Below are 2,009 nucleotides of genomic sequence, written 5' to 3'. Positions count from 1 at the left end.
TCATCCACTTGAGCGGACCCATGACGATCTGGGGGAAGACGACGAGGAGGAACATGACGATCGTCTGGGCGATCATGAAGGGGACGACGCCGCGGATGGCACCGCTCATGGGGATGCGCGCCACGCCGCAGACGACGTTCAAGACCGTGCCCACCGGCGGCGTCACCAGACCGATGGCGTTGTTCATGATGAACAGCACGCCAAAGTAGATCGGGTCGATCCCCGCCTGTTTGAGCACCGGCATCAGCACCGGGGTCATGATCAGGATCGTCGGCGTCATGTCCAACGCCGTGCCGACGATGAGCACCAGGACCATGAGCACGAAGGTCATGAGCATGGTGTTGCCCATGAACGGGGAGACCATGTCGGCGAGTTGCGACGGGATGTCGGCGGCGGTGATGAGCCAGGCCGAGACGCCGGCGGCGGAAACCAGGAACATGATCACGCCGGTCGTTTCGGCGCCGCGCAGGAAGAGCCGGAAGAGGTCTTTGGGCTTGATCTCGCGGAAGATGAAGAGGCCGGCAAAGAGGGAGTAGGCGGCGGCGACGACGGCCGCTTCGGTGGGGGTGAACCAGCCGATCTTCAGGCCGCCGACGATGACCACGGGCAGCACCAGGGCCCAGGCGGCGTCCTTGGTTTCGGCCCAGCGTTCGGGAAGGCTCTTCTTCGGTTCGACGGTCATGTCGTCGTGCTGGGTGCACCAGTGCCAGGCGAGCATGATGGAGAGGCCCATCAGGACGCCGGGGACGATGCCGGCAATGAAGAGCTTGGTGATGGAGACGCCGCCAGTGACGCCGTAGAGGATGAGGCCGATCGACGGCGGGATGACCGGGGCGATGATGCCGCCGCAGGAGATGAGGCCGCACGAGCGGTTGATGTCGTAGCGGGCCTTGCGCATCATGGGGACGAGCACGGAGGCGAGCGCGGCGGTGTCGGCGACCGCGGAGCCGGAGAGCGAGGCCATGATCACGGCGGCGACGACGGCGACGTAGCCTAAGCCGCCGCGGATGTGGCCGACCCAGGCCATGGCCATGGTGATGATGCGCCGGGTCATGCCGCCGGCGTTCATGAATTCGCCGGCGAGCATGAAGAAGGGCACGGCCAGGAGCGGGAAGCTGTTGGCGCCGTCCCACATGTTCTGGATGACGATCTGCGGGTCGGTCATGCCCATGAAGTACATCATGGTGATGCCGCAGCCGATCAGGGCGAAGGCGACGGGCATGCCGAGCGCCATGAGGCCCAGCAGGGAGCCGATGAAGATGAAGACGGTCATACCTTGGCTCCTTCCCGCGCGGGGTGTTCTGCGAGTTCCTGTTCGATTTCGTGCGCTTCGCCCAGCCCTTCTTCCTGGACGTCGATGAGTTCGCTTTCGTCCACGTGGCCGAAGAAGAGACGGAAGAGGTTGGCGAGGCAGATGACGGTGATGGCGATCCCGGTGAGGTAGCTGATGCCGTACACCCAGAGCATGCTCACCTGCATGACCGCGGAGACGTTCTCTTTGATGATGGTGTGTTGCAGCCAGGTGCCGTAGAGCATGTACAGGCTGCACACGGCCATGATGGCTTGGCTGATGCCCCAGCAGACTTTGCGGCCGAGCACCGGCAGGGCGGCAACAACCATGTCGACGCCGAGGTGGGAGTGCCGCCGCATGCCGACGACAGCGCCGACAAAGCACATCCAGACGAAGGCAAAGCGCGGCAGTTCTTCGGCGAGGTCGATGCCGGTGTTGAAGAGGAGGCGCAGCATGACGTTGATGAAGACGAGGACGAACATCACGATCATGCTGACGACCAGGATGACTTCGAGCAGTCGGTAGAAGCCGTCGATCACCGAGTGCAGTAGCTGTTTCATAACGAGTGTTCCTGAGGCTAAGGGTACGGCGTCACGCCGGCGGTACGTCAGGTCAAAAAAACGGGGAAAAGCGCTCTTCTGCCTTTCCCCGCCGTTGGGGTGTCCCCGACGCCTTATTTGCCCGCCCGGGCCTTGTCAATCTCGGCGTAGAACTCTTT

Annotated in this window: 2 protein-coding genes; both read right to left on the bottom strand. The window is 63.3% G+C overall.

The genetic code is table 11. The annotated features are described in order from the left end of the window. On the bottom strand, nt 1-1,273 hold a 1,273-nt coding region (locus NZ453_RS21810; protein ID WP_263773113.1), incomplete at its 3' end, for a TRAP transporter large permease. Beyond that, nucleotides 1,270-1,851, bottom strand: a complete 582-nt coding sequence (locus NZ453_RS21805) for a TRAP transporter small permease (protein WP_263773112.1) — start codon at nt 1,849-1,851, stop codon at nt 1,270-1,272. The genes NZ453_RS21805 and NZ453_RS21810, both read right to left, overlap by 4 nt. Between the last annotated feature and the right edge of the window lie 158 nt (nt 1,852-2,009).

The organism is Propionivibrio soli (assembly GCF_025770765.1).
Classification (GTDB): Bacteria; Pseudomonadota; Gammaproteobacteria; order Burkholderiales; family Rhodocyclaceae; genus Propionivibrio; species Propionivibrio soli.
The sequence above is the reverse complement of the archived record's forward strand: the minus strand, read 5'-3'. Positions and strand labels throughout refer to the sequence as shown.